Annotated in this window: 16 protein-coding genes; 9 read left to right on the plus strand and 7 right to left on the minus strand. The window is 62.4% G+C overall.

The window, feature by feature from the left end; genetic code table 11:
- Positions 1-36 precede the first annotated feature (36 nt).
- Positions 37-1,887, plus strand: a complete 1,851-nt coding sequence (locus tag KUV41_RS04350; RefSeq protein WP_222484483.1) for a monovalent cation:proton antiporter-2 (CPA2) family protein — start codon at positions 37-39, stop codon at positions 1,885-1,887.
- Here KUV41_RS04350 and KUV41_RS04355 read toward each other — a convergent pair.
- Both KUV41_RS04355 and KUV41_RS04360 read right to left on the minus strand, forming a co-directional pair.
- Positions 1,884-4,166: an ATP-dependent DNA helicase gene (locus KUV41_RS04355; protein ID WP_222484593.1), complete on the minus strand. Its 2,283-nt coding sequence runs from the start codon at positions 4,164-4,166 to the stop codon at positions 1,884-1,886. The genes KUV41_RS04350 and KUV41_RS04355 overlap by 4 nt on opposite strands.
- 88 nt (positions 4,167-4,254) lie before the next feature.
- Positions 4,255-6,045, minus strand: coding sequence for a VRR-NUC domain-containing protein (locus KUV41_RS04360; protein WP_222484485.1), 1,791 nt, complete (start codon positions 6,043-6,045; stop codon positions 4,255-4,257).
- A 374-nt stretch (positions 6,046-6,419) separates the two neighbouring features.
- On the opposite strand from KUV41_RS04360, the gene KUV41_RS04365 reads away from it, so the two are divergent.
- From KUV41_RS04365 to KUV41_RS04380, 4 genes are all read left to right on the plus strand, one after another.
- Positions 6,420-7,199, plus strand: coding sequence for a 3-hydroxybutyrate dehydrogenase (locus KUV41_RS04365; RefSeq protein WP_224908555.1), 780 nt, complete (start codon positions 6,420-6,422; stop codon positions 7,197-7,199).
- A gap of 188 nt (positions 7,200-7,387) precedes the next feature.
- A complete protein-coding gene (locus tag KUV41_RS04370; protein WP_206941695.1) occupies positions 7,388-8,416 on the plus strand; it encodes a patatin-like phospholipase family protein in 1,029 nt (342 codons plus the stop codon).
- 405 nt (positions 8,417-8,821) lie between these two features.
- A complete protein-coding gene (locus KUV41_RS04375) occupies positions 8,822-9,202 on the plus strand; it encodes a carboxymuconolactone decarboxylase family protein (protein WP_206941697.1) in 381 nt (126 codons plus the stop codon).
- 55 nt (positions 9,203-9,257) lie between these two features.
- Positions 9,258-9,647: a cupin domain-containing protein gene (locus KUV41_RS04380; protein ID WP_206941700.1), complete on the plus strand. Its 390-nt coding sequence runs from the start codon at positions 9,258-9,260 to the stop codon at positions 9,645-9,647.
- Positions 9,648-9,827: 180 nt separating this feature from the next.
- On the opposite strand, the gene KUV41_RS04385 is transcribed toward KUV41_RS04380, so the two are convergent.
- Both KUV41_RS04385 and KUV41_RS04390 read right to left on the minus strand, forming a co-directional pair.
- Positions 9,828-10,862 carry an NAD(P)H-dependent flavin oxidoreductase gene (locus tag KUV41_RS04385; protein WP_206941702.1) on the minus strand — a complete coding sequence of 345 codons (1,035 nt, stop codon included), beginning with the start codon at positions 10,860-10,862 and terminating at the stop codon, positions 9,828-9,830.
- Positions 10,859-11,419 (minus strand): TIGR02281 family clan AA aspartic protease, encoded by a 561-nt coding sequence (locus KUV41_RS04390; protein ID WP_224851962.1) that lies wholly within the window; start codon positions 11,417-11,419, stop codon positions 10,859-10,861. Before KUV41_RS04390 ends, KUV41_RS04385 begins: the two co-directional genes overlap by 4 nt.
- A 189-nt stretch (positions 11,420-11,608) precedes the next feature.
- Here KUV41_RS04390 and KUV41_RS04395 point away from each other — a divergent pair, with 189 nt between their 5' ends.
- Both KUV41_RS04395 and KUV41_RS04400 read left to right on the plus strand, forming a co-directional pair.
- The gene (locus tag KUV41_RS04395; protein WP_261395898.1) at positions 11,609-12,898 is read left to right on the plus strand and encodes a homoserine O-acetyltransferase; all 1,290 of its coding nucleotides are present in this window, start codon (positions 11,609-11,611) and stop codon (positions 12,896-12,898) included.
- 210 nt (positions 12,899-13,108) lie between these two features.
- Positions 13,109-13,726, plus strand: coding sequence for a flavin reductase family protein (locus tag KUV41_RS04400; RefSeq protein ID WP_315857857.1), 618 nt, complete (start codon positions 13,109-13,111; stop codon positions 13,724-13,726).
- 48 nt (positions 13,727-13,774) lie between these two features.
- Here the strand turns inward: KUV41_RS04400 and KUV41_RS04405 are convergent, their stop codons facing one another.
- Both KUV41_RS04405 and KUV41_RS04410 read right to left on the minus strand, forming a co-directional pair.
- A complete protein-coding gene (locus KUV41_RS04405) occupies positions 13,775-14,524 on the minus strand; it encodes a sulfite exporter TauE/SafE family protein (RefSeq protein WP_222484489.1) in 750 nt (249 codons plus the stop codon).
- A gap of 7 nt (positions 14,525-14,531) precedes the next feature.
- Positions 14,532-15,893, minus strand: a complete 1,362-nt coding sequence (locus KUV41_RS04410; protein WP_261395899.1) for an MFS transporter — start codon at positions 15,891-15,893, stop codon at positions 14,532-14,534.
- Between the two features lie 232 nt (positions 15,894-16,125).
- On the opposite strand from KUV41_RS04410, the gene KUV41_RS04415 reads away from it, so the two are divergent.
- Complete coding sequence (locus KUV41_RS04415) at positions 16,126-16,950, plus strand: helix-turn-helix transcriptional regulator (protein ID WP_206941708.1); 825 nt, start codon at positions 16,126-16,128, stop codon at positions 16,948-16,950.
- A gap of 8 nt (positions 16,951-16,958) precedes the next feature.
- On the opposite strand, the gene KUV41_RS04420 is transcribed toward KUV41_RS04415, so the two are convergent.
- A complete protein-coding gene (locus KUV41_RS04420; protein WP_222484491.1) occupies positions 16,959-19,172 on the minus strand; it encodes an autotransporter outer membrane beta-barrel domain-containing protein in 2,214 nt (737 codons plus the stop codon).
- Positions 19,173-19,447: 275 nt separating this feature from the next.
- Here KUV41_RS04420 and KUV41_RS04425 point away from each other — a divergent pair, with 275 nt between their 5' ends.
- Complete coding sequence (locus KUV41_RS04425) at positions 19,448-20,869, plus strand: aminotransferase (protein ID WP_222484499.1); 1,422 nt, start codon at positions 19,448-19,450, stop codon at positions 20,867-20,869.
- Positions 20,870-20,989: the final 120 nt, after the last annotated feature.

Consider the following 20,989-nt stretch of genomic DNA (forward strand, 5'->3'; position numbering starts at 1 on the left):
TGGTGGCTTCTTGCAACGCCGTAACGGAGTCACGACTTGGCCACCGCCCTCCTTTTCAACGTCTTGATTTTTCTTGCTGCAGCCGTGGTGGTGGTACCCGTCATCAAGCGCCTGGGACTGGGAGAGGTGCTGGGCTACCTGATCGCTGGGGTACTGATTGGCCCGTCTGCCCTCGGCCTGGTGCCTGACGCGGAAGGCGTGCTGCAGTTTTCCCAGGTCGGCATCGTCTTCCTGCTGTTTGTCATCGGCCTGGAACTCAAGCCGGCGCGTCTCAAGCTGATGCGTAAACCGGTCTTCGGCTTCGGATCGCTGCAGGTCGCCATCACCACCCTCGTGCTCGGCGTCACGGCTCTCGCGCTAGGCCTGTCTCCGGTCGCGGCGGCCGTCGTCGGCTTCAGCCTCGGACTATGCTCCACCCCGCTGGTCCTGCATCTGCTCGGTGAGCGCCAGGAGCTCAACAGTCGCCACGGGCGCAATGCGTTCTCCCTGTTGCTGTTTCAGGACATGGCCGCCATCCCGGTGCTGGCCGTGATCCCGATCCTCGGTGCGGATAGCCTGGCCGCCGGGGGAGTGATGTCAGCGCTCAAGGAGGTGGCGATTGCGGTCGCCGCCTTCGCCGGCCTTATCTTCGGGGGACGCAAGCTGTTGCCGCCGCTGTTTCGCAGGGCGGCCGCCACCGAAAGCCGCGAGGTGTTTGCCGGCATGTCGCTGCTGGTCTTGATTGGTGCCGCCTTGCTGATGGAGCTGGCAGGCCTGTCGATGGCCCTGGGGGCCTTTATTGCCGGCATTTTGCTGGCCGACTCTGAATACCGCCACAGTATCGAGGCAGATATCGAGCCCTTCAGAGGCCTCTTGCTGGGTCTGTTTTTCATGGCCGTGGGCATGACCGCCCAGATCGGACTGCTGGCCGAGACCCCGTGGCTGGTCCTGGGGCTGACCGCACTGCTGCTGGTGGCCAAGGGCGCCAGTCTGATGCTGGCGGCACGCGCCTATGGCTGTGGCTGGCGCGAGACCACCACCCTGGGGGTGCTGCTATCTCAAGGTGGCGAGTTTGCTTTCGTGGTACTGACCGCGGCCGGCAGCGCAGCGCTGCTGGAGACCAGCCTCGTCAGCCTGCTGGTGCTGGTCGTGTCGCTGTCCATGGCCACCACGCCGGTACTGTTTCTCGGCTATGAGCGGTGGATCCGCCCCCTGTTCAACAAACCTCGTCCGAAGCGCCAGTTCGACGCCATGGACGACGACTCACCCAGGATCATCCTGGCGGGATTCGGTCGCTTTGGTCAGGTGATGGGACGCGCGCTCCAGGGACTCGAGATTCCCTACACGATTCTCGACATCAACGCCGACCACGTGGATTTCGTGCGACGCTACGGCAACAAGGTCTACTTTGGCGACGCCACCCGTCTCGACCTGCTGGAGGCCGCAGGCGCTCGCCGGGCCCAGGTACTGGTGGTGGCGGTGGGTGATCCCGAGATTTCCATGCGTATCATCCAGCGTGCCAGCAAGCGCTTTCCCCACCTCAAGATCTACGCTCGCGCGCGGGATCGTCAGCATGCCCAGCGGCTGATGCGAGCCAAGGTGGATTACGTGCTGCGCGAGCTGCTGCCAGCCAGTCTCGAGATGACCCGAGAAGTGCTGATCGGGCTGGGCATTCCGCGGGACAAGGCCCAACAGACCATCGATACCTTCCGCCCCCATGATGAAGATACCCTGCGGCGACAGCTCGAAGTCTTCGGCAATGAGAAGAAGCAGATGCAGACCATCCGACAGGCGGCCAAGGAACTCGAGACGTTGTACGAAGCGGACGAAGACATCCTGCGCAGGGTCGATGAAATTCCTTCGAGGGCCAGCACCGAGCCCCCCGCCTCCCATACCCCTGAACGCTAAGGGTCGGGCGAACTCACCTGACGCGGCTGCCACCAGGACGGCAGCCTTTCGCGCACCTCCGGCCAGGCGAAGCGGTCATCCAGCAACACCAGCGTGCCGCTGTCCTCTGGCCCGCGGATCACACGCCCGGCGGCCTGAATCACCTTGATCAGCCCAGGAATTCGATAGGCGTAGTTGTCCCCCTGGCCAAAGCGCGCCTCGAGGCGTGACTTCAAGGCCTCCTGGCGAGCGTCGCTGGGAGGCAAGCCCAGGGTCGCCACAAAGGCACCGATCAGCCGATCTCCCGGCAGGTCCACGCCCTCCGAGAAGACACTGCCCAACACCGCAAACGCAATACCAAAGCCTCCCGGTGCGAAATCGGCCAGAAACGCTTCCCGCTCGGCTTCGTCCATGCCGCGACGCTGCACCCGCCGGGGAATCTCCGGGTAGGCATCGGCCATGGCGGCGACCACTCTATCCAGATAGGCAAAGCTCGAGAAAAACGCCAGGTAGTGGCCGGGACGCCGCTGATACTGGGCTGCCATCATCTCGATGATACCCGGCAGCGACTGTTCCCGGTGGCGGTAGCGGGTCGACAGATGGGTGCAGATCCTGACGTCGAGCTGCTCGGCGGTGAAGGGAGATTCGACCTCGGCCCACACGCTGTGGGCCGGTAGTCCCAACAAGTCTTGCTGGTAGCGTGGCGGAGCCAGCGTCGCCGAGAACAACACGCTGGCATGGGCGGCTGCAAAGCGCGGAGCGAGAAAGTCGCCAGGCACCTGATTGACGATGGCAAGTCGGGCGCGACCTCGCCCCCGGCGGGTCAACTCGCACATGGAGTGGTCGCCGAATCGCTCGGCCAGGCGAGAGAATGCCAAAGCCTCGAACAACGCATCGGTCAGGGCGGGCCGGGTATCTTCAGGATGTTCTCCCAGGTGATCACCGATGGCACCGCTCAATCCTTGCAGGGCCTGCAGAAACTCTGCCGGAATCGTCCCCAGGGTCATCCAGCGCGGTGCATCCCGAGACCCGGGCTGGTCGCCGCCATGTTCCCGCACCACCGCCTGCCACTGCCGCACAACCCGTGCCAGAGGCTGTTTCAGCGCGGCGGGCGCCTCCTTGCTCAGACGTGCCAGACTGCGCTGATCGATACTGGCCGAATACATGCCTCGCGCTCTATCGATCAGATTGTGCGCCTCGTCCACCAGCAGCGCCAGGCGCCATTGGCGCGCCTGAGCCAGGCCATGCAGCAGAGCGCTAGCGTCGAAGTAGTGATTGACGTCCCCCACCACCAGGTCGCACCAGCGTGCCATTTCCTGGCCCAGATAGTAGGGGCACAGACGATGCGCCAGCGCCACCTCACGCAGCCCGGCGCGATCCAGCCTGGCGTGGGCTACGGCGGCCTGGCGCGCTTGGGGCAGTCGATCATAGAAGCCCTGCGCCAACGGACAGCTATCACCGTGACAGGCCAGATCAGGGTGTTCGCAGGCCTTGTCTCGCGCGACCAGCTCCAGCACACGAAGCCGCCGCTCGGGGCCTGGATCCAGCTGATTGACGGCTGACAGCGCCAGCTGCCGCCCGGTGGTCTTCATGGTCAGGAAAGCCACGCGATCGAGGCCATGCCGTGGCATGGCCTTCAACACCGGAAACAGGCTGCCCAGGGTCTTGCCGATCCCGGTCGGCGCCTCGACCAGCAAGGCCTTGCCGGTGGCCACCGCCTTGTAGGTGGCTTCCGCCATCTGGCGTTGCCCGGGACGAAAGTCGAGATACGGAAAGCGCAGGCCCTGCAGGGCACTGTCGCGGCGGCGTCGATGGCGCGCCTCGCTCTTGGCCCAGTGCAGATAGTCGTGACAGGCCGCAGCGAGCTCCTGCCACAGCTCCGAGGCGGATGCCTCACAGCTGAGAAGAGTTTCACGACCTGTCACCAGATCGAGGTAGACCAAGGCCAGGGTGATGCGCTCACGCCGCTGCTGGCGACACCACAGCGCGCCGTAGGCGCGCACCTGCGCCCAGTGCAGCGCCCGCTGGTTGTCGGCCATGCGATCCAGGCGCCCGCGGTGGGTCTTGATTTCCTCGAGCCGTGAACCGTCGTCGGCCACACCATCGATGCGCCCTCTCAGGTGTAGCCCTGCCAGCGTCCCTTCGACGGCCACTTCACTGCGGTAACCCTCACCGCGGCGGGCCACCACCTGGGCATGACCATCGATGCCCTCGCGGGAGCTGGGGGCTGGCGTAAAGCGATGATCAAGGTCTCCCCGACGTGCCGTGAAATCACACAGCTCACGCACCGCCACCGACATCACCAGGCTATCGTCAGCGACACTGCCGGATAGCCCTTCTCGTTCTGCCTCAGGCAAAGCGTCTGGGTCGTCCGGGCAGCGCGAGTCGTCACTCATCATGCCACCGCACATGACACACCGACACCGCAATCCCGTGGCGATGAAAATGCTCAAGCCAGCGTTTCTGGTTGTCCTGCAGACGGTCACCTGGGGCCTTGATCTCGATCAGGCGATAGCGGGGCTCGCCCTCAGCTGCCGCTGGAAAGAACTGGATCAGGTCTGGCCAGCCGGCCCGATTGGCCTTTACATCCTCCAGCATGCGGGTGAAGAAGCCCCGAAGATCTGCGCCATCGATGCACTCGAGCGCCACATCCAGCAGCGTGGCATCCAGCACCTCCCAGTGTACAAACGGATTGGCGATGCCCCGCTTCTGTTCCCAGCGCCGACGTATCTGGGAGACGTGGGCCTGGTCGTCCAGCGCAGACAGGCAGGCATCGAACCGCTCTCGGCGACGGCTCACGAAGTCCGCGCGATAAAGGTCTGCAGGCCCACGATGAAACGGATGAAAGAAGGCCCCCGGCAAGGGGGTGAAAATGACATCCCAGCACAACAGGCCAAACAGTCCGGCGATCAAGTGATTCTCGACGTAGAACACCGGCGCGCCATCCTCGCTGAGATGATCTCGCACAGCGCGCTCGACGCAACCGCTGTCATTCAGCGCACGGGACGGCAGCGACAGCTGCCACAGCGTGATATCCGCGAGCGCTGCGCGCTCCTGCCGGGGCAGCCCGAGCCGGCGTCTCAGCCGCGGCATGAGGCGCTCCAGCGCCTGGAGCTCAGCCTCATCCTGCGGCGACTCGAGCGCCTGTTCCGCCAGTTCCATGGCCTGCTGATGATGACCAAGACGCTCCAGCAGGCGTAGCCGCTTGACCCTGGCCTCACCGGGACCCGCCAAGGCATACGCCTCCAAGGCCAGGGCGTCGTGACCAGCACGCTGGGCCTGCTGACCCAGTCTCAGCAGCAGGCGTGCCCGTCGCGATCTCAGCCACGCATTGTCATCAGGCAGCTCAGGCACATCGGCCCATACCGACGCCACGTCCTCGCCTTGCTCGAGGCGCTCGCGCAGGTGGTGCAGCTGAAGATAGGTGTCGACCTCCTGTCGCTGTTGAAAGCCGCGAGAAGCGGGATCGAGTGCCACCTGTTCGTAGCGCATGTGCCCGAGCTCCGCCATGACGAAGTCCGACCAGCTTTGCCGCAGGTTGCCGAAGAACATTAGGCGCAGGCGATCACAGACCTCCATCACGGTCAGTCTCCACAGGCCATCGTCGCTGTCCGGCCACCACTGACTCCAGCGCTGGGGACCCAGCAAGGACGGCGTCTCATCCGCCGACCTATCCGAGGCATCCGCCGACCTATCCGAGGCATCCGCCGACCTATCCAAGGCATCCGCCGATTGATCCTGGGCATCCGCCAGCGCCTGAGCCAAGCGGGTCTTCGATACCGAGGCCGGGAGCTGATGATCCGGCAAACGTGGCACCAGGACCCGTCGCGCCTCAGCAAGACGCAATTGCGTCATCAGCTCGACATGGCTCACTACCGGGTCCGCCGCGATCAGTTCGGCGGCGGCCAGTTCTTCCAGGGCGAGGCCAAGATCCCCCACTTCCACGTAGTCGAGCCGGGACGTACGAAACAGCTCTCCCTTGCGCGACACCATGCGCACCAACAGGGCTTGAGCAGGTTCGGGGAGACCACCGAACTGCGCGATGAAATCACGTTCAGGGGCGGCCAGCAGATCGCCGTGTCGGCTACTCACCCACGCCAGCACATACTGGAAATGGCGCAGGTAATAGAAGGGGTCGTCGCGCAGGTCTGGAGGTAGCTGCGGCAGGTCAGGAGTCATGGCGGCATCTTATCAAGGATGCCCTATCACGCCCAAGCGCCCACTGACGGACACTTCACTCGCCGTCTTGCTGATCGCCAGCAACGGAAGAGGAAGATGTCCGCTACCGCCATGGACATTTCCTTTTGCTGCTAAGCATTGATGAGCAACTGCTACAGAAAGCCATTTCAGCAAAAGCCGAGTCTGTAATGCCAGTCTATGCTGGTGACACTGAAAACGGCGGAACATGCGGCAGGTAGCGCAAGCGACTTAGATAGCGGCAGGTAGCGCAAGCGCCTTCGATAGACAGTAGATAGATACCAAGGCGCCGATACCCCGTACTGATGAAACACATCGACAACCACGTACTGATCGAGAGCCAGAGGACACGACTCATGCCCCAACAGAAGACCGCCATCATCACCGGATCGACCAGCGGTATCGGACTTGGCATCGCCGAGGGGTTCGCCAAGGCAGGCATCAACCTGGTCATCAACGGTATCGAAGCGGCGTCAGACGTGGAGGCCACCCGGTTGGAGCTTGAGAAACACGGCGTCAAGGTGGTCTACGACAACGCCAACATGATGGAGCCGAGCGAGATCAGCGCCATGCACAAGCGCGCCGAAGCCACGTTCGGCGCCGTCGACATCATCGTCAACAACGCTGGCATACAGCATGTGGCACCGGTCGACGAGTTTCCCGAGGACAAGTGGAACGCCATTATCGCCATCAACATGAATTCGGCCTTTCACCTCACCAAGGCCGCTCTGCCTGGCATGAAGGCCCGCGGCTGGGGCAGAGTGATCAACATCGCCTCGGCTCATGCCCTCGTTGCCTCTCCCTACAAGTCGGCCTACGTGGCCGCCAAGCATGGGGTCTTGGGATTGACCAAGACGGTAGCACTGGAAGTTGCCGAACAGGGCATTACCGTCAACGCCATCTGTCCTGGTTATGTGCTGACGCCGCTGGTCGAGAAGCAGATCCCGGATACCGCCAAGGCACGCGGCATCTCCGAGGATTCGGTCATTCGCGACGTGCTGCTGGCCAACCAGCCCACCCGTGAATTCGTCACCACAGAGCAATTGGCGGCCACCGCCCTGTTCCTGTGTTCTGACGGCGCCGCCTCCATGACCGGCATCGCCTTGCCGGTGGATGGCGGTTGGACAGCACATTGACCCTCCCTGTGCTGGGCTGATGATGCGTAGACAGCACATCGACCGTAACGGCAGCGTTAAGCGGTCAGCTGAAAGGGCCTTACAAAAGGCCTTATAGGAAGGTCTTACAAGAAGGTCTGATAAGAAGGTCTGATAAGAAGGTCTTAAGGACGGTCTTGTGCAAGACCGCTGCACCACAGGAGAAGGTGATGGCCAAGCCACCCAAGAAGATCAATCTGGCATTACAAGGCGGAGGCGCCCATGGCGCCTTCACCTGGGGGGTTCTGGACGCCCTGCTCGACGACCCCTGCATCGAGATCGAAGCCATTTCAGGCACCTCCGCTGGTGCCATGAACGCCGTTGTTCTGGCCGATGGCCTGGTTCAGGGCGGGCGCGAAGCCGCCAGGGAAAAGCTGGAAACCTTCTGGAGAGCGGTCTCCAAGGCAGCACGATTCAGCATTCTGCAGCGCACCCCCTGGGACCGGCTCAGTGGCAACTGGAGTCTCGACTACTCACCGGGCCACGTCTACTTCGACCTGATGACGCGCTTTTTCTCGCCGAGTCAGTTCAACCCGATGAAGTACAACCCCCTTCGGGACATCATCATCGAGCAGGTGGACTTCGATAACGTCTGCGGCTGTGACCAGATGAAGGTCTTCGTCGCCGCCACCAATGCCGAAACAGGACGGGTCAAGATCTTCAACCGCCAGGAACTGACACCGGACATGGTGATGGCGTCTGCCTGTTTGCCGTTTCTGTTCGAGGCTGTGGAAGTCGATGGCGTGCCTTACTGGGATGGCGGGTATTCAGGTAACCCTCCGCTGTTCCCGTTCTACCAGACAACAGAGTCTCGCGACATTCTGATCGTGCAGATCAATCCGGTAGAGCGCGAAGGATCACCCATCAGCGCGCAGGAGATCCTCAATCGGACCAACGAGATCACCTTCAATGCCAGCCTGCTCAAAGAGCTGCGAGCCCTGGCCTTCGTCAAGCGCTTGATCCATGAAGGCCATCTTGATCCGGACACCTATCGCGACATGCTGGTCCACATCATCGACAGCCAGGACCTGCTGAAGCCGCTGGGCGCTTCATCCAAGCTCAATGCGGAGTGGGAGTTCCTGTGTCTGCTTCGTGACAGAGGTCGCCAACGTGCCCAGGCCTGGATCGAGCAACACTACGACGATATCGGCAAGCGAGATAGCGTCGACCTGAGAGAGATGTTTGACGGTATCCACTGATCCAAGGCGACCGGAACGACACGCCTGTTGGCATGGGGCGAGTGAGCAGAGGCGCCCTCTCTCGGAAAAGCGAAAGAGCATAGCAGCGCCAGTAAGGCATGGCCTCTGGCGCTGACAAAGCCGGGCCACTGTGGAGCGCTGCCTCAACCAGCCAATGGCCATCGAGAGTCCTGATATCACGTTTGCCGAGGTGCACCCAAGACAAGAAGAGTGCGGCTCACAACAGCAAAGAAAGACACGAAGATCAGTTGAAGTGTGCCGGATGAAAGATAGGCCATCACGGGCACGACAGATGCAACGCTATAAAACGGCCGTATGTTTTAAACAAGAATTTCATTTTCGATGACACCCCCCTAAGTGATGGATGCATGCCATCCCAAAACGCACAACGAGGACGCCGCAATCATGAGCTCACACCCGCCATCACCCAATATGGAAAAAGGCCTCGCCTTCTTCAGGCAACACAATCCTGCCGCCGCCCAGGCGCTGGAAGAAAAGCTCGGTGACTTTGCGCCGGACCTGATGCGCCTGGTGGCCGAATTTCCGTTTGGCGAAATGTACGGTCGTGACGGGCTGGAGCCCAAGGTGCGCCAAGCCGCCACGCTATCGGCCCTGGCCTGCGGCGGCCATGACACCCAGTTGCGCATTCATATCGGTATTGCGCGTTCCCTAGGATTCAGCCGTGACGAATTGGTCGAGCTTTTTATGCAGCTTGCGCCTTACGCCGGTTTCCCCGTGACGATCAATGCCGTACTCGCCGTCAAAGACATCTATCCCGAGTCATGACATCACCCCGGTGATACACGACCCACCCCAACGTAGCGTAAAAAGGAGTCACGCCATGTTTGACCATCAGCAAAATCCGCCCATGGAACCGGTTGACGAAACCGATACTACCCTGGCATTCATCGACCTGGCCGACGTCAAGCTGCCCGCTGGCGCCGCACCGCTGGAGCAGCGTCATCTGCGCTTCCGTCGTGTCGACGTTGGTCCCGGCGGCATCGTGCCCTACCACTCCCACGAAAACCGCCCGGCCATTCTGTTCGTGTTCCAGGGTGAAATCGTCGAGTACAACTCAAAGCACGAGGAGCCGCGTGTGCACAGGGCTCCGTCCATCATCGCCGAGTTCAACGAGATCTGGCACTGGTGGAAGAACGAGTCTGATGGCGACGTCATCATCTATGCCGCCGACCTGGCCGAAACCGAGAAGTGCGCCGAAGGCGAGTGCTAAGACTCGCGGGTGGGGCTAGCTGACACAGCCCCCATCCACAAAGCCGCAGCGATGTGCTGCGGCTTTGTCGTATTTTCACTATCGGTCTTCGGCGCTCGTCTGTTGGGATTCACCTATTCCCCCTCGCCACGGCGACAGACGTCCAGGCGTCACTGACATGGCCGAGTCGGAAAGCCCAGCTCAGTCTGCCAAGCCTCCGGCCAACCACTCTAGCTGTTCCGCGACGGGAATCTCACGGCAGTGCTGGCGATTTTCTCCTGCCCAGAGCGGTGAGAAATCACCGCTGCAGCGGGATTCGTGGGCCGCGCGCAGTTCGCAGAGTGCGCTGGCCGCCAGGGGGAAGTCCGGTACCTCTCGGGAAATGGGGCCCAGCTCTCGCATGGCCCGGTTGACGATTCCCCGGGCCGGTCGGCCAGAAAAGACGTTGGTGATCTCGGTCGTTGAAGCAGGATCCAGCAGCGCCTTGCGATGAACGGCACGCACAGCGGCCTCCGGACAGCACAGTAGCGCTGTGCCAATCTGTACGGCGGCAGCCCCCTGATCAAGCGCCCATCGGACCCCCTGAGGGTCGGCGATTCCCCCTGCCGCCACCACCGGCACCGCCACCGCTTCCACGATACTCGGCAACAGCTTGGCCAAGGGTTGCTGCAGGCTGAGATCATCGCTCAGGAAATGCCCTCGATGGCCGCCGGCCTCGGTGCCCTGCGCAATAATGACGTCGGCGCCATTGGCCTCGAGCCAGCGGGCCTCGTCCAGGGTGGTGGCACTGGACATGACCAGCGCACCACAGCGCTTGACCCGCTCGACGAGCTCGGCGCTCGGCAAGCCGAAGTGAAAGCTGACCACTGCGGGCTTGTGCTTTTCGACAATGGCACAGGAGGCCTCATCGAAAGGACGTCGGGTCGGGCTGTCGCTAGGAGGGGGAGGAGCAATACCGAGCTCCTGATGATAGGGCTCCAGACGTTCTCGCCAACGCTCCAGGCGCTCTGGTTGCGCCTCAGGAGTGGTGTGGCAGAAGAAGTTGACGTTGACGGGGCCATGCCCCTCGATCGCCGCCAGCGCGTGCTCCAGCGCCTCCGGTGACAGCATGCCTGCGGGCAGTCCGCCCAGGCCACCTGCAGCCGTCACCGCGATCGCCAGCGTCTCGTCCTGAGCCCCTGCCATGGGCGCCTGAAAAATGGGGCGCTTCAAGCGAAGTCGCGCAAGGCTGGTCATGGTTGAATCTCCTTATGTGGAGCGGCGGCCTCGTTGTTCAACGACGCCTCACGGGGTCGCAGCTCCAGAATATCGCCACGAATGGCCAAATCGAAACGGCCAAGAAAGCTCATGCCCAGCAATACCGTCTCACCCTCCATGCCAGGACTGATGGAACCATCGACGCGAGACGCGGACAAGCCCCCCAACGTCACAGATTCCAGCGTGGTCAGGGTGCCGCGGGCACGCCCGTTGGCGGTGTGAAACCAAGCGCTGCCATGATCCGGCAACGACAGTTGTCGAGCAAGACTCCCGGGAAGAGCGACCCGCGTCGCACCAGTATCCACCAGGAACGTCACAGGTATGCCATTGATGCTGCCCGGCGCTACAAAGTGTCCACCAGGGCCTCTTTTGAGCTGCAGCGGCTGTCCTTCTGCCACCGCTTCAAGCTGGGCATTGGGGTGCATTTTCTGCGTCAGCCAGACAGACATCCACCAGCCACCCAGTGCCATGAACACCACCCAGAATAACAGCATCATGGCGAGACCTGGGCCACGGGTCCCATGTCGACGGGTCATGCCATTCTCCTTGCTGACGAACACACCACGTCGCCAGAAGCGACGAAGGCAGCATGGCGCAGCCGAGCGGCGACCGCTGTACTGATGCCAGTCGCTACGCGACAAGCGGCAGATCACGGCACAAGTGCCAGGCGTAGCCTCTTATACGGCAGGCGCATCCCATCGGAATGACACCAAGGAGGGTTTATGATGACAGCTTCTACTGACGTACTCCACGACCGCCCCTCTCAACACTTTCATCACTTTCATCACTCTCATCCCTTCCGGCAGGTTCTGGGCACGACCCTGGCCGTGCTGCTCACGGCGATGTTCAGCCCAGGTAGCAGCGCAGACGCTAGCCTTCCGCCCACGACCTCCATGGATGCGGTCGACAAGCATGTCTTCGAGATGTCCCACTACACCACGCAGGGAGGCGACACTATCGCGCCGGTCAGAGTGGGTTGGGAAGCCTATGGAGAGCTCAATGACGCCGCTGACAATGCCATCTTGATCACGCACTTCTTCTCGGGCACTAGCCATGCCGCAGGTCGCTATTCCGGAGAAGACGTTGCCGGCTATTGGGACGCCATCATTGGTCCGGGGAAGCCACTCGATACCAACCGTTACTTCGTGGTGTCCTCGGACACCCTGGTCAACCTCAATGCTGGCGACCCCAGGGTCACCACCACCGGCCCCGCCAGCCTCAACCCCGCCACCGGCGAGCCCTGGGGTACGACATTCCCCCTGGTCGGTATTGGTGACTTCGTGAACGTACAGAAGGCGCTGATGGATGAGTTGGGCATCCAACGCCTGCACGCCGTGATGGGGGCCTCGATGGGGGCTTTGCAAGCGTATGAGTGGGCCAGCGCGTACCCTGATCGGGTCGACCGTCTCATCGCAGTGATTGGCGCTGGCGTTGCCGATCCCTGGCTGATCGCCAGCCTCGACGCCTGGGCCGCTCCGATTCGCCTCGATCCCAACTGGCGCGACGGTGACTACTACGATGATGACCGCCCGCCCATCGACGGCCTGAGAGAATCGCTCAAGCTGATCACCCTGCAGGCTAACCACTGGCGTTGGGCTGATGCCACCTTCGATCGCGACTGGGCGGACCCACTGGCGTCGCCTGAAGACGATCTCGCGGCCGACTTTGAGGTGGTGGCCACACTCGATGAGATTGCCGCCGCCCGCGCCAGCAAGGCAGACGCCAACCACCTGCTGTATCTGGTTCGGGCCAACCAGAATTTCGTGACCGGAACCGAGGGTGACGCCGAGTCTGGCCTGGCCGCCATAAAGGCCCCCACCCTGCTGCTCTACAGCGCAGATGACCTGGTGTTTCCAGCAGAGAACGTGCTCGACACGGCCCGCATGATTCAGGCTGACGGCACCCCGGTTACCTTGCACACGCTGAAGGGAGATCGCGGGCACCTTGATGGCGTGGTCAGTATCGAGCAAGCCGCCGATCAACTGCGCGGTTTTCTCGAAGCGCCAGTGCGCTGATGGTCGCGCCGACGGCTGCAGCGCCATCGACGCCCACCACCCGTCAGCGTCAGCTCAGGCACCCTCGCTAATGGCCATGGCATCAGCGGGCAAGGTGCCCATGACTGGACCTTAGCAGGCAGCCATGCTGGGATGGTCGGGGGTCTGAGGTTACTGATCCTGGGAGCACCGTTTCAGGGTACTCCCAGGCATATCGACAAGGAGTTCACCGTGAGTCATGACGCTACTCTCCAGGTTGCCGACCTGGATGCAGGTCTGATCTATCGTCTGTTTTCCGGCGCTATCGCACCGCGCCCGATTGCGTGGGTATCAACGCTGAGTAGCGAAGGGCATGCCAACCTGGCGCCTTTCTCGTTTTTCAATGTGGCCAGTGTTGCCCCTCCCATACTGGCGTTCTCACCTCTGCTCAATGGCGAGGGTGGCACCAAGGACACCGTTGCCAATTTGCGAGAGGTGGGCGAATGCATCGTGCACATCGGCGGGGAAGCCCTGGCGGAAGCGCTCAATACCACCAGCGCCAGCCTGCCGCGGAACGGCGATGAGTTCGAACACGCGGGGCTCACCAAGGCGCCCCTTGGCGATCTTCGGGTTCCCCGGATCAGCGAAGCGCCGATCGCCTTCGGCTGTCGTCTCCACGACATCCTTACCTTTGGCGATCAGCCGCTTTCAGGCAATCTGGTGCTGGCCGAAGTGACCGTGATTCACGCAGATCCCAAGGTGTGGGATGGACGCCACGTAGGCCGCGAGGCGCTTGCCCCCATCGGCCGCATGGCTGGCAGTGACTATATTCGCTGCACGGATCTGTTCGCGCTGGAACGTCCAAAGTAACCAGCATTCGGCGCCGGCTCGATTGTCCAGGGGGAACCCGGCAGTGCATCAGCCCCCAAGCAGGGAGCCAATCACCAGGTATCCGCCCATGGCCAGCAATCCCATCAGGAACACCAGACGAAAACGTGCCTCGGAGAGTCGTCGCCGGAGCTCGGCGCCCAGCCACATCCCAAGCCCTGCCGGCAGCAAGGCCAGGCAGGAGGCCTGCAACTGCTCAGTGGACAAGAGCTCTCGCTCCCCCAGCGCCAGCGCCAGACTGAGCGTGGACAGGCTGAACAGCATGCCCATGGCCTGCACCAGGGCGTCTCTGGGCAGGCCGATGGACTGCAGGAAAGGGACGCCAGGAAAGACGCTGGAGCCGGTCAGGCCGGTCAACAGGCCGTTAGCCGTACCCAGCCACCCCGCCTGGGTATGACTGCCGCGAAAGCGCAGCTGCCGGCCGCTCAAGTTCAGCGCGGCGTAAAGGATCAGCAGACCGCCCAGCAGCAGCGATAGCCAGCGCGCATCGACACGGGAAAGGACCCATACCCCGGGCCAGACGCCAACGCAGGCCATCAGCAGGAACCCCCACAGGCGACGACACAGCAACAGCAGCTGCCCTCCCACCAATGCCTGCCACACATTGGTGATCACTGTCGGCACCAGCATCAGCGCCATGGCGTCAGGCAGCCCCAGCGTTACCGTCAGCAGCGCCAGCAACACCGTCGGCATGCCCATGCCGAGCACTCCCTTCACCAGCCCTGCCAGCACGAAGATCAGCGCCAGCAGGGCCAGCGACATGACGCCGCTGCTCAGCATGAGGGTGTCATGCTTCAGCTTCCCGCTTGGCTTCCCAGTCACCGGCCACTTGCTGCCCACGGCGCTGATTGACCCCGGCACACAGTATGATCGCGATGATAAAGAAGGCGGCACACAGCAGGATCGAGGCCTTGAGACCGACTGCAGCTTGCAGCAAGCCCAGGCCAACGATCCCGACGATACCCGCCAACTTGTTGGCCAGGCCCCAGAAACCGAAGAACTCCGCCGCCTTCTGGCGTGGCGAGAACAATCCCACCATCACGCGACTGGCCGACTGGCTTGAGCCCAGGCTGAGCCCGGCCAGGCAGCCGACGAACAGAAACAGCTGCTCCGCCTGCCAGTCGAGCCCCCAGGTGGCGTTCAGCCAGGCGGTCACCTCCGGGGTCGCCCAGATGGCCAGAATGGCCAGGACCCACAGCACCAGCGTCAGCAGGTACGTCACCAAGGTGCCGATGCGGTCTTGGATGAAGCCAAACCCCAGCGCTCCGGCGGCAGCCGTGATCTGCACAATGATGAACATCAGATTACGCGTGCTTTCCTGCCAACCGATCACCTGGGCGCCATAGATGAAGGCAAAGGCAATGATGATGTAGACCCCGGCCATGGAAAACAGTACCGATATCAGGAACAGTCCCAGATCACGAAAACTCTTGAGCTCATGAAAGGTCAGTGAGATGCGCTGCCAGGCAATCTGGCTGAACCGCTGACGCAGCGGTTGCGGCTCGGCCCGCTCCTTTAGCCACAGGAAAGTGGGAATGGCTGCCACCAGGAAGAACCCGGCGGCAAACGGGCCCACCCAGCGAATCCGCTCAAAGTTGTCCGCCGTCGCCTCGCCCAGTACCGCCAGGGTAAAGCCGGCCGCTACCAGTCCGCCGACATAGCCCAGTGCCCAGCCAAACCCTGAAATCGCCCCTAGCTTGTCCGGCGGTCCAAGCCCGGGCAAGAACGCCGCGATAAAGGACTCCCCCATGGAATAGGCATAGTTGGACAGGATGATCAGCACGAAGCCCATCACCACATAGCCCGGTTCGACAAAGTAGAGCATCGCCGTCGTCGCTATGGTGGCCACGTAGCTGGCAAACAGAAAACGCTTCTTCTCGGCCCGGTAGTCCATCACCGCGCCACATAACGGCCCGGTCACGACGACCAGCACAAAGCTGAGCGCCAGCGCCAGGCTCCACAGCAGGTTGGCCAGTCGATAGCCATCCCCCCGATCACCAACGATCACCGTGGTAAAAAGCTCGCCGAAGACCACCGTGATGATCAGCAGGGTGTAGGCCTGGTTGGCGAAATCGAACATCGCCCAGCCGAAGATCTCTCGCCGACGCACTCGGTCAGTGGCGGCAGGAATAATGCTGCTCACGCTCATCGCGCCTTCCTGTTGGCAAAGGGGTTCAAGATAGCAGTCGGACACTGCCCGGGGCCACGGCGTTCATGCGCCTTGGGCAGCATGGCCTTCCACGGGAGCACGCACCTGGCGCGACGCCGGTCAGCCCTCGGCCTGTCAACGATCACTGAGCAGAGGGTTGACAACGACCGAGGGTGACAGAGCCTGAGAATGGTAGAGTATGGCGCACGACGTTGACACTCATGTGAGCTGAATGACTTCCATCGATCATCTGGCCAGTGCCGCCGCCCAGGGCTGGCATCAGCGGCTGGCTGGCCTGATTCAAGGCGCCGATCGCAGCGACCTGCCCCAGCAGCTGGATGCCACTCTGACCGAACTGGTGGCCATGGACGCACTCATTCTGCATGCCTACCAGGGACGTGGCAGGCCACAGGTGATTCACGACAACTACCCACCAGAGCGGCGCGAGCGGGACATCGAGCCCTACTTGAGCCGCATCTATCTGCTAGACCCGATGTTTCAGGCGATCGAGGCTGGCGTGGAAAGTGGCGCTCATCGACTACGCGACCTGGCACCGGATCGTTTCGAAAGCAGCGAGTACTACCATCACTACTATCGCGGCCTGGGGCTGAGGGATGAAGTTGGCCTGTTTGCCCGGGTCAGTGACGACACCGTCATGGTGCTGTCGCTCGGTTTTCGCCTTCAGGCCCCAACGCTGACACGCCGCATGCTCCAGGCACTGCGCCACCTCACCCCGGTCATTGAAGCGTTGCTACGCCACTACTGGACCTGGCAGCGCTCCGCCGTCGAATCGACCGCACCGGACGACGAGCCGGTCGACCTGGCGTTCTCGAGCTTTGGTCAGGGCGTACTCACCCGGCGCGAGCAGGATATCGTGCGACTGCTGCTAGCGGGACACTCGGCCAAGTCTGCTGCGCGTCAACTCGGCATCAGTGACGGTACCGTCAAGGTCCACCGCAAGCACATCTATCAGCGACTGTCGGTGACCAGCCAGGCAGAGCTGTTCCGCGCCTTTCTCGATCACGTTGCTCTGATCTCCCGGCGCCAGCGGGAATAAGCCGGAGGTCAGAACCGGTAGGACAGGTACAGCTTGCCTTCCCAGATATCCAGGTCATCGTGACCCAGGCTTAAATACCCTGCACTGGCTTCCAGCAGCAGCGTATCGTCCAAGAACCAGCGTGCGCCCGTCCGCAGCGTCCCCATCAGGTCTGAAGGGTTCTCCCACTCGAGGTCATCGTTCAGATAACGCCCATCGTTGGGCTGCTCGAAGGCCCAGTTGATCCCAAGCTCAGCGTAGGGCATGACCAGGCCATCATCGCCAACACTGTAGATACGGCTGATTTCGCCACTGGCGGTGGCCAATCCGGTGCTGTATGAGTCCCCCGGAACGTCGACATCCACGGGAACTCCGAGGATATCCCCTTGCAGGTCGTAGTCGTCACTACGCTCGTGGGAGTAGAAAAGCGACAGCGTGGGACGCAGCAGAGCTTGTCCCCAGCGGTACTGGCCGTGTGCGTTGACTGCTCCGCCAAAGCTGCGGGTATCGTAGCTCCCCTCAAGGGTTGCCAGCTCGCTGTCGTTATCGCCCCACCGCCAGATGAGTGAAGCGTCCAGCGCCCACCGGTCAGACAGACGATAGGCGACATAGGGGGAGACGCTGAAGCCGTCGCTGTCGTTCTCCCAGGCGCCACCAAAGTTATCCGCATGGCTCGAGTCGACGCTGAAGCTGACGCCTGCCACGGCCTGATCCGACACCCAGCGGTCAACGCCAACCGCTACCACCTGAGAGTCTCCGTCGAGATCCTGCCCATCGCGGTCATCCGAGATGTCGGTGTAGCGTGCATCGACCCAGGTATTCCAGGGGGATCCCGGCTCACCTTGACGCCCCTCGGTAATCGGCACCTGCTCAGCCAGAGTGGCTTCGAGCGCATTGCGTGTTCGTGCTTGAGCATGCTCGCGCAGCACATTCTCGGGGCAGGTCAGCACGGGCAGGCTGCCGTCTGGCAGTGGCTGTCCACCGAGTCTTGGATCATGACGGGGGTCGATGCACCAGTCTCGCGGCAGGGGAATATGGCCCGCCATCCATTGTGCGGCGTCCACCCTGCCGACGACCGTGCCTGGCAGCGGCTCAGGAGTGGGACGTCCTCCTGGTAACACACCGATGGGGGGCGATACTCCCTCCGGGAGATCGGGCGTGGGCCTGGTCGGCAGCGTGGGTGTGATGCCTTCGGGCCCCAACTCGCCAATAGGCGGAACGACACCTCCAGGACGCCCCCTATCGGGAGGCAGCTGCCATTGCCCGAGAGCAGGACGCTCTGGCGTCACGCCGACGGGCGGGCGATCTGGAGTGGGCAGAGTGCCGATGGGAGGCGTCACACCATGGGGCGGCAGCGACGGCATGATTCCCGACGGTGGCAGTGTAGCGATAGGCGGCGTCACACCATGGGGCGGCAGCGACGGTGTGATTCCCGACGGCGGCAGCGTAGCGATAGGCGGTGTCACGCCACGGGGAGGCAAGGTGCCAATAGGCGGCGTCACGCCATGGGACGGCAGCGACGGCGTGATTCCCGAGGGCGGCAGCGTGCCGATAGGCGGTGTCACGCCGCGGGGAGGCAAGGAGCCAATAGGCGGCGTCACGCCATGGGGCGGCAGCGATGGCGTGATTCCCGACGGCGGCAGCGTGCCGATAGGCGGCGTCACGCCATGGGGCGGCAGCGACGGCGTGATTCCCGACGGCGGCAGCGTGCCAATAGGCGGCGTCACACCATGGGGCGGCAGCGACGGCGTGATTCCCGACGGCGGCAGCGTGCCAATAGGCGGCGTCACTCCCTCAGGCCGAGCAAAGTCAGGAAAGATCTTGCCGATCGGAGGTGTGATACCGGGCCGCTCTGGCAAAGGAATCTGTCCGGCAGGAGGCAGCGTGAAACCGCCCTTCTGATTCTGCGTGGCCAACTGGCAGTCCTTGTTGCCTCCCAGATCCAGCAGCTTGTGCACGCCACCATTGCCATTGGACACCACGGGCGACAATGTCAGGTGCAGTCCGCCTGGATTCTTGCTCCATTCGTCGACCCGTTGTTTACCTTGGGCGGCTTCCAGCCCGAAGTCCCCTGCAGAGGTTCCAGAAAGCCAGACGGACCGCGAGTTGTCGTGGGTCACTCCGATGAACGCCAGGCCACCTGAGGCACCGCAGTTAGCGGCGAAGGCCGAGAGAGGGGCCCCCGATACAATGGCCACCGCAATGACCAAAAGACGATGTGCAGAGGGAACAGGTACGGGCATGGCGACATATCCAACAGCAAATCAACACCCGCAGCGGAGCCAGACTGTCGTCATCCTGCCGCTGCCATGTCAGTTCAGCGTAGCCTGTAGTGACATGACCACAAGACTACGCAGCAAAGGAGCTTTATATCATTGCGCACCTGTGTCGCTGATGTTTCTTTGCTGTGTATTGCGCTAGATCAAAGAAGCTTGCCGCCAGCTTTATACCCTCATGGGGATATGTCACCGACAGGGCGAGACTGGAGAGACTGATGGCCTGAACAAGGAGGCCACCAATGACAACAGCCCACTCCCCCCTTTCCGCGCCAACGACTGCCCCTCTGGATGCAGCAACACTATGGCAACAGGACAAGGATCACTTCATCCATCCGTTCACCGACTTCAGCGTCTTCCACGAGAAGGGCTGTGAGCTGATCACGGACGCCGAGGGTATCTACGTCCAGGATGTCCATGGCAATCGTTTCATCGACGGCATCGCCGGACTGTGGTGCGTCAACGTTGGCCATGGACGTGCCGAGATCGGTCAGGCGATGGCGGACCAGGCCACCCGCATGGCCTATTTCTCGACCTTCAACAACCTGTCCAACGCGCCGGCTGCGCAACTGGCGGCGAAGCTGGCCGACCTGGCCCCCGACCATCTCAACCATGTGTTCTATACCTGCGGTGGGTCTACCGCCAATGACGCGACCATTCGCTTGGTTCACTACTATTTCAACCGTCTGGGCAAACCCACCAAGAAGCGCATTCTTTCGCGGCGCAATGCCTACCACGGCACCACCTACCTGGCCGCAAGCCTGACAGGCATCGAGAGCAACAACTGGGAGTTCGACACCCTCGACCAGCTTGTCACCCACCTCAGCGAAGCCAACATGTATCGCCGCCCCGAAGGGATGAGTGAAGAAGCCTACTGCGATCATCTGGTGAACGAGCTGACCGCCACCATCGATGAGATCGGTGCCGACCAGATAGCCGCCTTCATCGCCGAGCCGATCATGGGGGCAGGCGGCGTGCTGGTCGCTCCTCGCGGCTACCACGCGCGAATGCAGCAGGTCTGTCGCGACCACGACATCCTCTACATCGCCGATGAGGTAGTGACGGGGTTTGGACGCCTCGGCCACGTCTTCGCCTCCGGCGAGGTCTTCGCTACCCAGCCCGATATCATCAACCTGGCCAAAGGACTGTCGTCCGGCTACGCGCCACTCGGCGCCACCTTGATCTCCGACCGCCTCTACGAAGTGCTCGGCACTCCTCAGGGCAAGGGCGGCGTCCTGAGCACAGGTTTCACCTATTCCGGTCACCCGGTGAGCTGTGCCGCAGCACTGAAGAACATCGAGATTCTCGAGCGCGAAGATCTCTGCGCCAACGTGCGTGAAGTCGGCCCCTACCTGGAACAGGCCCTGGCCTCGCTGGCCCACCACGATACCGTCGGCGATGTACGCGGCAGTCACTTCATGATGTGCATCGAAAACGTCGCCGACAAAGCCACCAAGGCCCTGTTCCCCGTCGAGGCGCGAGTGGGCGATCGCGTGGCCCACGAGGCCCAGAAGCGTGGCCTGATCATTCGCCCCGTGGGCCACCTGAACGTCATCTCTCCCCCCTTGATCTGGACCCGCGACACCGTCGACACAGCCGTGGAGATACTCGATCAAGCGCTGGCAGCCACCAGCGCATCGCTCAGGCAAGACGGCTACCTGTAGCCGAGGTGTTCCCTGCCAATGACTGGCAGGGAACAGCACATCAACTGAGTAGGCCGCCTCAGCGACACACCCTGTCGAGGACTCCCTTTGGTGGCGGCCACCGCTCCCTTCAATAACAAC

This window comes from Halomonas sp. DP8Y7-1 (assembly GCF_019801685.1).
Classification (GTDB): Bacteria; Pseudomonadota; Gammaproteobacteria; order Pseudomonadales; family Halomonadaceae; genus Halomonas; species Halomonas litopenaei_A.

What these genes read in the sequence shown, in the direction of transcription:
- KUV41_RS04405 (WP_222484489.1), bottom strand. Translation starts at nt 14,524, where the DNA reads ATGCTGAGCAGCGGCGTCATGTCGCTGGCCCTGCTGGCGCTGATCTTC.
- KUV41_RS04420 (WP_222484491.1), bottom strand. Translation starts at nt 19,172, where the DNA reads ATGCCCGTACCTGTTCCCTCTGCACATCGTCTTTTGGTCATTGCGGTG.
- KUV41_RS04365 (WP_224908555.1), top strand. Translation starts at nt 6,420, where the DNA reads ATGCCCCAACAGAAGACCGCCATCATCACCGGATCGACCAGCGGTATC.
- KUV41_RS04375 (WP_206941697.1), top strand. Translation starts at nt 8,822, where the DNA reads ATGAGCTCACACCCGCCATCACCCAATATGGAAAAAGGCCTCGCCTTC.
- KUV41_RS04425 (WP_222484499.1), top strand. Translation starts at nt 19,448, where the DNA reads ATGACAACAGCCCACTCCCCCCTTTCCGCGCCAACGACTGCCCCTCTG.
- KUV41_RS04355 (WP_222484593.1), bottom strand. Translation starts at nt 4,166, where the DNA reads ATGTCGGTGGCGGTGCGTGAGCTGTGTGATTTCACGGCACGTCGGGGA.
- KUV41_RS04390 (WP_224851962.1), bottom strand. Translation starts at nt 11,419, where the DNA reads ATGACCCGTCGACATGGGACCCGTGGCCCAGGTCTCGCCATGATGCTG.
- KUV41_RS04395 (WP_261395898.1), top strand. Translation starts at nt 11,609, where the DNA reads ATGACAGCTTCTACTGACGTACTCCACGACCGCCCCTCTCAACACTTT.
- KUV41_RS04385 (WP_206941702.1), bottom strand. Translation starts at nt 10,862, where the DNA reads ATGACCAGCCTTGCGCGACTTCGCTTGAAGCGCCCCATTTTTCAGGCG.
- KUV41_RS04380 (WP_206941700.1), top strand. Translation starts at nt 9,258, where the DNA reads ATGTTTGACCATCAGCAAAATCCGCCCATGGAACCGGTTGACGAAACC.
- KUV41_RS04415 (WP_206941708.1), top strand. Translation starts at nt 16,126, where the DNA reads ATGACTTCCATCGATCATCTGGCCAGTGCCGCCGCCCAGGGCTGGCAT.
- KUV41_RS04370 (WP_206941695.1), top strand. Translation starts at nt 7,388, where the DNA reads ATGGCCAAGCCACCCAAGAAGATCAATCTGGCATTACAAGGCGGAGGC.
- KUV41_RS04410 (WP_261395899.1), bottom strand. Translation starts at nt 15,893, where the DNA reads ATGAGCGTGAGCAGCATTATTCCTGCCGCCACTGACCGAGTGCGTCGG.
- KUV41_RS04360 (WP_222484485.1), bottom strand. Translation starts at nt 6,045, where the DNA reads ATGACTCCTGACCTGCCGCAGCTACCTCCAGACCTGCGCGACGACCCC.